The 8,505-nt window shown below is 73.2% G+C and carries 7 protein-coding genes; 4 read left to right on the plus strand and 3 right to left on the minus strand.

Annotated features, from left to right (window positions below; translation table 11 throughout):
• Nucleotides 1-9 precede the first annotated feature (9 nt).
• Together L2I40_RS13500 and bcp are read left to right on the plus strand one after the other, a co-directional pair.
• Entirely contained in the window at nucleotides 10-2,934 is a 2,925-nt protein-coding gene (locus L2I40_RS13500; protein WP_237215484.1) for a bifunctional [glutamine synthetase] adenylyltransferase/[glutamine synthetase]-adenylyl-L-tyrosine phosphorylase, read from the plus strand.
• 143 nt (nucleotides 2,935-3,077) lie between these two features.
• Nucleotides 3,078-3,614 carry a thioredoxin-dependent thiol peroxidase gene (gene bcp, locus L2I40_RS13505; RefSeq protein WP_372491056.1) on the plus strand — a complete coding sequence of 179 codons (537 nt, stop codon included), beginning with the start codon at nucleotides 3,078-3,080 and terminating at the stop codon, nucleotides 3,612-3,614.
• Nucleotides 3,615-3,621: 7 nt separating this feature from the next.
• Here the strand turns inward: bcp and L2I40_RS13510 are convergent, their stop codons facing one another.
• Both L2I40_RS13510 and tyrS read right to left on the minus strand, forming a co-directional pair.
• A complete protein-coding gene (locus L2I40_RS13510; protein WP_308116425.1) occupies nucleotides 3,622-3,924 on the minus strand; it encodes an MOSC domain-containing protein in 303 nt (100 codons plus the stop codon).
• A 105-nt stretch (nucleotides 3,925-4,029) separates the two neighbouring features.
• On the minus strand, nucleotides 4,030-5,253 hold the full coding sequence (gene tyrS, locus L2I40_RS13515; protein WP_237215481.1) for a tyrosine--tRNA ligase: 1,224 nt from the start codon (nucleotides 5,251-5,253) through the stop codon (nucleotides 4,030-4,032).
• A gap of 54 nt (nucleotides 5,254-5,307) precedes the next feature.
• Here tyrS and L2I40_RS13520 point away from each other — a divergent pair, with 54 nt between their 5' ends.
• Entirely contained in the window at nucleotides 5,308-6,420 is a 1,113-nt protein-coding gene (locus L2I40_RS13520; RefSeq protein WP_237215487.1) for an anhydro-N-acetylmuramic acid kinase, read from the plus strand.
• Nucleotides 6,421-6,925: 505 nt separating this feature from the next.
• On the opposite strand, the gene L2I40_RS13525 is transcribed toward L2I40_RS13520, so the two are convergent.
• Complete coding sequence (locus L2I40_RS13525; protein ID WP_237215482.1) at nucleotides 6,926-7,594, minus strand: alpha/beta hydrolase; 669 nt, start codon at nucleotides 7,592-7,594, stop codon at nucleotides 6,926-6,928.
• Nucleotides 7,595-8,050: 456 nt separating this feature from the next.
• Here L2I40_RS13525 and L2I40_RS13530 point away from each other — a divergent pair.
• Nucleotides 8,051-8,505: Rrf2 family transcriptional regulator (locus tag L2I40_RS13530; RefSeq protein ID WP_237215483.1), on the plus strand; the 455-nt coding region annotated here is incomplete at its 3' end.

Raw genomic sequence — 8,505 nt, forward strand, 5'->3', positions numbered from 1 at the left:
CCCGCCCGGCTGCCGCAACCCTTCGAGGCCGAGGCGGCCGAGCGGCTGGCGGGCCGGTTCGCGGAACGCGGCGCGCCCGAGCGGGCCTTCGCGGCGACGCCCGAAGGCGCCGCGCTGCTCGCCGCGCTGGGCGGGCATTCCCCGTATCTCGCGGATCTGGCGGTGCGCGAATCCGCGACGCTGCTCCGGGTGGTGGAGCGCGGACCGGATGCGACCTTCGCGCTCGCCCTCGATCCGCTCGGCCGTGCAGACCCGGCGGCGACGCGCGCGCAGGTCGCCGCGCTGCTGCGGCAGGCCAAGCGGCAGGTCGCGCTGGTCGCCGCGGTGGCCGACCTCGCCGGGCTCTGGCCGCTTGACCGCGTGACGGGCGCGCTGTCCGACCTCGCGGACGCGGCGACCGACTATGCCTGCGCGCATCTCCTGCGGGAGGCGCAGGCGCGCGGCGAGATCCGGCTGACGGGCGCGCGGCACGACCCGCGCGCCACGGGGCGGGGCTCCGGCCTCGTGGTGCTCGGCATGGGCAAGCTGGGCGGGCGGGAGCTGAACTACTCCTCGGATATCGACCTCATGGTGCTCTACGATCCGCAGGCGGCAGCCTACGACGCGGACCGCGCCGGCGCCATCTATGTCCGCCTCGCCCGTGATCTCGTCCGGCTGCTCGAGGAGCGGACGGAGGGCGGCTACGTCTTCCGCACCGACCTCAGGCTCCGCCCCGATCCGGCGGCGACGCCGCTCGCCGTCAGCCTGCCGGCCGCCATCACCTACTACGAGAGCATGGGCCAGAACTGGGAGCGGGCGGCGATGATCAAGGCGCGCCCGGTCGCCGCCGACCGCGCGCTGGGCGAGTCGTTCCTGCGCGAGATCCGGCCCTTCGTCTGGCGCCGCCACCTGGATTTCGCCGCCGTCGCCGACATCCATTCGATCAAGCGCCAGATCCACGCCCACAAGGGTGCGCGCGGGGCGCACGCCGAGGTGCAGGTCGCCGGCCACGACGTGAAGCTTGGTCGCGGCGGCATCCGCGAGATCGAATTCTCGACCCAGATCCTGCAGCTGATCTGGGGCGGGCGCGACCCGGCGCTGCGCGATCCGACGACGCTCGGCGCGCTGGCAGCGCTGGCCGCGGCTGGCCGGATCGGGCGGCGCACCGCGGCCGACCTGGCCGACGCCTATGTCTTCCTGCGCAACGTCGAGCACCGGCTGCAGATGGTCGCCGACCGGCAGACGCATCGTCTGCCGGAGGACGCCGAGGGTCTCGCGCGCATCGCGAGCTTCATGGGCTTCGACGGCGTGGAGAGCTTCTCCGCGGCGCTGCTCGGCCACATGACGCGGGTCGAGCGCTGCTATGCGGGGCTGTTCGAATCCGCCCCCGACCTCGGCGCGGGCGGCGAGGTGGAGGGCAGCCTCGTCTTCACCGGCGTCGAGGACGATCCGGCGACGATCGAGACGCTGCGCCGCCTCGGCTATCAGAACCCCTCGGCCATCGCGGGCATGGTGCGCGGCTGGCACCACGGCCGCGCCCGCGCCACGCGCAGCGAGCGCGCGCGCGAGCTGCTGACCGAGCTGATGCCCGCGATCCTCGCCGCTTTCGCGAAGCAGCTGCAGCCCGACCAGGCGCTGATGCGCCTCGACGGCGCGTTCCAGCGCATGGGCGCGGGCGTGCAGGCGCTGAGCCTGCTGCACCGCAACCCGGCGCTGCTGGATCGGCTCGCCTTCCTTCTCGGCGCGGCGCCGGCGCTGGCGGATCACGTGGCGCGCAGCGCGGCGGCGCTGGACGCGCTGCTGTCCGGCACGCTGGCCGCGGCGGATCCGGCCGCCTCGCTGCCGGCGTTGGTGAAGGAGGCGCGCTTCCTCGACGAGGCGCTGGACGCGACGCGGCGCGTGGTGACGGAGCGCCGCTTCGAGATCGACGCGGCCGCGCTCGAGGGCCGCATGGCCGTGGATGCGGCGGGTGAGGCGCGCAGCGCGCTGGCGGACGCCGCGATCGCCGCGCTGATGCCGCGCGTTGCCGCCGAGTTCGCGACGCGCCACGGCAAGGTCGCGGGCGGCGCGATGGGCGTGGTTGCGCTCGGCAAGCTCGGCGGGCGCGACATGCTGCCGGCCTCCGACCTGGACCTCATCCTGGTCTACGACCATCCGGAGGACGCGGCGGAGAGCACGGGCGGGGCGAAGGCGCTGCCCGCCAGCCAGTACTACGCGCGGCTGGCCAACCAGGTGGTGGCGGCACTGACCTCGCCGGGTCCGGAGGGCAAGCTGTTCGAGGTGGACATGCGGCTGCGGCCCTCGGGCTCGAAGGGGCCGGTCGCGGTCTCGCTCGCCGGCTTCGCGCGCTACCATGCCGAGAGCGCCTGGACCTGGGAGAGGATGGCGCTGACGCGGGCGCGCTTCGTCGCCGGCCCGGCGGCGCTCAAGCGCAAGGTGGAGGCGGCGATCCGCGGCGCGCAGACGCGCCCGGCCGAGGCGGCGAAGGTGCTGGCCGATGCGGCGGCGATGCGCGCGCGGATGCTGCGCGACCTGCCGGGCGACGGGCCGTGGGACGTGAAGCTGATGCCGGGCGGGCTGGTGGAGGCCGAGTTCGTGGCCCAGGCGCTGCAGGTGGCGCATGCGTCGCGCGCGCCCGCCGTGCTGTCGCCCACCACGCGGCAGGCCTTCGCGGCGCTCGCCAAGGCGAAGCTGCTGGCGGCGGAGGAGGCGGCGGCGCTGGTCGCGGCCGATCGCCTGTGGCGCGCGGTGATCGCGCATCTGCGGCTCACCGTCGGGCGCTGGCGCGAGGAGGCGCTGCCCGATGCGGTGGCGGCCGGGCTGCTCTCCGTCGTCGCGCCGCTGCTGCCGCGTCCGCCCGTTGACCAGTCCGACCTCCGCGCACAGATGCGGGACGTTGCGGAGGCGGTGCGCGCGGTGTTCCTGCGCCGCGTCGGGCCGCTGGACCAGGGATGACGGGGGACGAGATGGCGACGACGAAGGCGGCCGCGCCGAAGGCGGCGGCTAAGAAGGCTCCGGTGAAGGCGGCGCCGGCCAAGGCACCGGCGAAGAAGGCGGTTGCCAAGGCTGCGCCGGCGAAGGCTTTGCCGGCGAAGGCTGTGCCGGCGAAGGCGGCGCCCGCGAAGGCCGCGAAGCCGGCCAAGACGGCGGAGCCCAAGGCGGCCGCGGCGGGGCCGGCCGAGGGCGCCGTCGCGCCGGCCTTCTCCATGCCGGCGAGCGGCGGGCGCACCGTCTCCAGCGAGGGCCTGAAGGGCAAGCCCTACCTGCTCTACTTCTATCCGAAGGCCGACACGCCGGGCTGCACCAAGCAGGCCTGCGGCGTGCAGGAGGCGCTGCCGCAGCTCGGCAAGCTGGGGCTCACCGTGATCGGCGTCTCGCCCGATCCCATGAAGCCGATCGAGAAGTTCGCCGAGAAGTACAAGCTGACCTTCCCGCTCGCCTCCGACGAGGACCAGAAGGTCGCGACGGCCTACGGCACCTGGGTCGAGAAGAGCATGTACGGCAAGACCTACATGGGCATGGAGCGGTCGAGCTTCCTCGTCGGCGCCGACGGGAAGATCGCCAAGGTCTGGCGCAAGGTGAAGCCGGAGGAGCACGCCGTGCAGGTCATGGAGGCGGCGAAGGCGCTGAAGTAGAGGCGCCTCAGTCCACGCGCATCACCGCGTCGCCGAGGCGGATGGCATCGCCCTCCAGCACGCGCGCGGTGATGCCGCCATGGCCGCGGACGGCGTTGTAGCCGCCGGGGCCGAATTCCTCCTCCATGCGGGAACACGGATGGCATTCGCCGCTGTGCTCCAGCAGCGCGGCGCCGATGCGGAAGCGGCGGCCTTTCAGCGCCAGCAGGTTCACGCCCTCCACTACCAGGTTCCGCCGCAGGCGATGCGGCGCGACGGCGTCGAGGCCGAGAAATCCCGCGATGGCGCGGAGGTGCTCGGCGCTGACCAGCGTGACCTGCCGCGCGCCGCGCCGGGCGCAGCCCGATCCACACCAGCCGGCCCGGGCGCATCGGCGCGTCGAAGAGACGCGCGAGCGGCGAACCCGCCGGCAGGCTCACCCGGCGCGCACCAGCAGGTGCTTCTTCTTGCCGAGCGAGAGTTTTCCCGAGCCGTCGCGCAGATCCGACGGCGTGATCATCGCCGCCTGGTCGGTGACCGGCGCGTCGTTCAGGCGCACGCCGTTCTGCGCGATCAGCCGCCGCGCCTCGCCCTTGCTGGTGCAGAACTTCGCGGCGACGAGGACGTCCACGATCGCGGCCGGCAGCGTCGCGACATGCGTCGGCAGCGTCTCGGCCGCCACGCCTTCCTCGAAGGTGCGGCGCGCGGTCTCGGCGGCGGCGTCCGCCGCTTCGCGGCCGTGCAGCAGCGCCGTCGCCGCGGTCGCCAGCACCTTCTTCGCGTCGTTGATCTCCGACCCGCGGAGTGCGGCGAGGCGCGCGACCTCCTCCATCGGCAGGTCGGTGAAGAGGGCGAGGAAGCGGCCGACATCGGCGTCCTCGGCGTTGCGCCAGAACTGCCAGTAGTCGTAGGGGGCGAGCCGGTCCGGGTTCAGCCAGACCGCGCCCGCCGCGGTCTTGCCCATCTTGGCGCCGGAGGCCGTGGTCAGCAGCGGCGTGGTCAGGCCGAAGGCCTCCGCGCCCGCCATGCGCCGCACGAGGTCGGCGCCCATCACGATGTTCCCCCACTGGTCGGAGCCGCCCATCTGCAGGATGCAGCCCTCGCGCCGGTGCAGTTCCAGGAAGTCGTAGGATTGCAGCAGCATGTAGTTGAACTCGAGGAACGACAGCGGCTGGTCGCGCTCGAGCCGCAGCCGCACGCTGTCCATGGTCAGCATGCGGTTGACGCTGAAATGCCGCCCGACGTCGCGCAGGAAGGGGATGTACCGCAGTTCGTCCAGCCAGGCCGCGTTGTCCAGCATGAGCGCACGGCCGTCGCGGAAATCGAGGAAGCTCTCGAAGCTGCGGCGGATCCCCTGCTTGTTCGCCTCGATCTGCTGCTCGGTGAGCAGCTGGCGCGCCTCGTCCTTGCCGGACGGATCGCCGACCTTGGTCGTGCCGCCGCCGATCAGCGCGATCGGACGATGCCCGTGCTTCTGGAACAGCCGCAGCAGCATGATGGACAGCAGGTGGCCGACATGCAGGCTGTCGGCGGTGCAGTCGAAACCGACATAGGCGGTCACCCGTCCCGCGGCGAGCTTCGCGCCGAGCGCGGCCTCGTCGGTGACCTGGTGGATGAAGCCGCGGGCGCGGGCCTCGTGCAGGAAATCGCTGGTGCTCATCGTGGGGCGAAGGGGCTTCCGGAAGGGCGTGCGGCGTAGCACGGTGCGCCGGTGCTGAGAACGATCGGACTCATGAGCGGCACCTCGCTCGACGGGGTGGACGCCGCCTGGGTGGAGACGGATGGCGAGACCATCGGCCGCTACGGCCCGGCGGTGACGCTGCCCTACGAGCCCGCGCTGCGCCGCGACCTGCGGGCGGTGCTCGACCGCGTGGCGGAGCGCGACGCCGCCGGCCTGCCGCCGGAGGAGGACGAGCTGCTGGCCAGCTGCGTGGCGCGGCTCACCGCCCGGCATGTCGAGGCGGTGCGGGCGGTGGCCTGGCAGGCCGACCTGATCGGCTTTCACGGGCAGACCATTCTTCACCGACCGACGCGTCCGGGGTCGAACCACCAGCCCTTCACCTGGCAGGTCGGCGACGCGCAGCGCCTGGCGCGGGAGACGGGGCTGTCGGTGGCGTACGACTTCCGGAGTGCCGATGTCGCGGCGGGGGGGCAGGGCGCGCCGCTGGTGCCGGTGGTGCATGGGGTGATGGCGCAGGCGCTGCCGAAGCCGCTCGCCGTGCTGAACCTCGGCGGCGTGGCGAACGTCACCTGGATCGGGCCGGATGGCGAGCTGATCGCCTTCGACACCGGGCCGGCCAACGGGCCGCTCGATGACTGGGCGCGGCGCTCGACCGGCGAGGCCTACGACCGCGACGGGCGGCTTGCCGCCATGGGGCAGCCCGATGGCGGCGTGCTGGCGCGTCTGATCGCGCATCCCTACCTCGCGGCGCCGCCGCCGAAGTCGCTCGACCGGCTGGATTTCGGGCGGGCGCTGGAAGAGGCGGGGGCCGGCGCGCTCTCGCCGGCGGACGGCGCGGCGACGCTGGTCGCCTTCTGCGCGGTCTGCGTGGCGGCGGCGGCGCGGCACTTCCCGGCGCCGCCGGTCCAGTGGCTGGTCGCCGGCGGGGGCAGGCGGAATCCCGCGCTCATGCGGGCGCTGGCCTCGGCGCTGACCGAGCCGGTGCGGCCGGTGGAGGTGGTGGGCTGGAACGGCGATGCGCTGGAGGCGCAGGCCTTCGGCGTGCTGGCGGCGCGCGTCTGGCGGGGGTTGCCGCTGACCTTCCCGGGCACGACGGGCGTGGCGGAGCCGCTCAGGGGCGGGAAGCTGGTCGGACCACTCCTGTAATCCCTACGACGTCGCCTTCGGCGCCGCCGCGGGGACCCCGTCATGCGCGCTTGGGTCCGGAGACGCGGCTCATCCTGCCCTGGCAAAGCCAGGGCGGGGCACCGGGGGGCGGAAGCGGCGTCGGGATGGCGCGACGCGGGCTGCGGGTTTCGGACAAATTGGCCGACCTGCCCGCGGACCGGGCGATGCGGCGTCTGGATTGCGCGCGGGGCGATGTCGGGGGCGGGGGCGTGGCGGCCCGGTCGGCGCGCTTCGGCCAGATTGGCCGGCCGGGCCGACCGCTGCGTCTCCCGGCGCCTCGGGACTTTGGCGCTTTGCCACTTTAACGCTTTGGGCGCGCGCGTTCGGACAAAGGAACTGCCGCCGCACACCGGACCCGGGCCGATTGGCGATCCGGACGGGTGGGTGTGGGCGGGACAACGGGCCATTCAAGGAATCTATTCCTTGAATGGCCGCGATGCCAGGAGAATCGGAGCCGGGCCGCGCCGCGGAGGCGCGACGCGGATCAGTCGGCGGCGAGGGCCATGCGGGTGCGGTTGAGGGCCTTGTTGATGTGGTCCTCGGTCGCGTCGGCCACCTGCTCGGCCTGCGGCGGGGTGAAGATGTGCCCGGCCGACGGCATCACGCGGTAGTCGATGCTGATGCCCTTCTGGGTGTTCAGCTTCTCGACCAGCTTCCGCACGCTGCCTTCCGGCACCAGCTCGTCATCCGCGCCGTGCAGCATCAGGCCGTTGCAGGGGCAGGGCGCGAGGAAGCCGAAATCGTAGTGGCTCGCGGGCGGGCTGATGGAGATGAAGCCGCTCATCTCCGGCCGGCGCATCAGCAGCTGCATCCCGACATAGGAACCGAAGGAATAACCGGCCACCCAGAGCGAGGACGCGTTCGGGTTCACCGCCTGCAGGAAGTCGAGCGCGGCCGCCGCATCCGAGATCTCGCCGATGCCGCCGTCGTAGCGGCCCTGGCTGCGGCCCACGCCGCGGAAGTTGAAGCGCAGCGTCGAGAAGCCCATGCCCTGGAAGCGCTGGTAGAGCGCATGGACGATGCGGTTGTTCATCGTCCCGCCATGCAGCGGATGGGGGTGCAGCACGAGGGCCACCGGGGCGTTGGCCTGCTTCGCGTGGTGATAGCGGCCTTCGAGCCGGCCGTCGGGGCCGGCGAACATCACTTCGGGCATCGCGCGTCAGGTCCAGTCTCGGTTGCGGCCGTGGCGCCATGACGCCGCCAGCCAATTGGGGAACCACGCGGATCACGGCGGTGACCCGATCTCGCCACAGGCGGCGTCCGCACCCGCCCGAGTCCGCTTCCCTGAACCGCCTCCCGCCTCCCCCGGTCGTTGACGGGGCATGTCGGGAAACCTAGCTTTGACCGCGATTTGCTTGCGCGGTCGGCGGTTCCGGTCGTGGCTCTGGTGGGTGCGAGGTGGCCCGCGCCCCGTGGACGAACCGCGGGGCGGGCTCCCGAGCCCCGGCGGCGGCCGCAATATAGGGAGCAGGCGACCGGTTTCATATCGGATTCACGGCATGGGGCCCATGTTCCTGCGTCTCCTCGCGGAAAGCCAAGGACTTGCCCCCCATCTGCTCGCGGGACGGGTCCTGTGTGCGCCGCCGCATGCAACCGCCGGGTGGTGGGCATGAGGCTGTCCACCCGCGGGCGCTACGCCGTGATGGCGATGGTCGAACTGGCCTCGCGCCAGGCGGCCGATGCCGGGCGTGGCCAGGTCAGCCTGGGCGAGATCGCGCAGGCGCAGCATCTCTCGCTGGCCTATCTGGAACAGCTCTTCGGCCCGCTGCGGCGGGCGGGCCTGGTCGGCTCGGCGCGCGGGCCCGGCGGCGGCTACCGGCTGGCCCGCGACCCGGCCCAGATCTCGATCTCCGAGATCGTGCTGGCGGTGGATGAGCCGATCCAGGCGACCCGCTGCGAGGAAGGCGGGCCGGGCTGCCTGCACGGGCAACGCTGCCTGACCCATGACCTCTGGGCGGAACTCGGCGACCAGATCCGGCTGTTCCTCGAAGGGCTGACGCTGGCCGACGTGATTGGCCGCGCGGTGGCGGGCCGCGCCGCCCCGCCGCGCAGCGCCGCGGTTGC

It is taken from the genome of Falsiroseomonas oryziterrae, from assembly GCF_021864505.1.
GTDB classification, from domain to species: domain Bacteria; phylum Pseudomonadota; class Alphaproteobacteria; order Acetobacterales; family Acetobacteraceae; genus Falsiroseomonas; species Falsiroseomonas oryziterrae.

Excerpts from the sequence above, each read along its gene's own strand:
- L2I40_RS13525 (WP_237215482.1), bottom strand. The coding sequence starts at position 7,594 with ATGCCCGAAGTGATGTTCGCCGGCCCCGACGGCCGGCTCGAAGGCCGC.
- tyrS (WP_237215481.1), bottom strand. The coding sequence starts at position 5,253 with ATGAGCACCAGCGATTTCCTGCACGAGGCCCGCGCCCGCGGCTTCATC.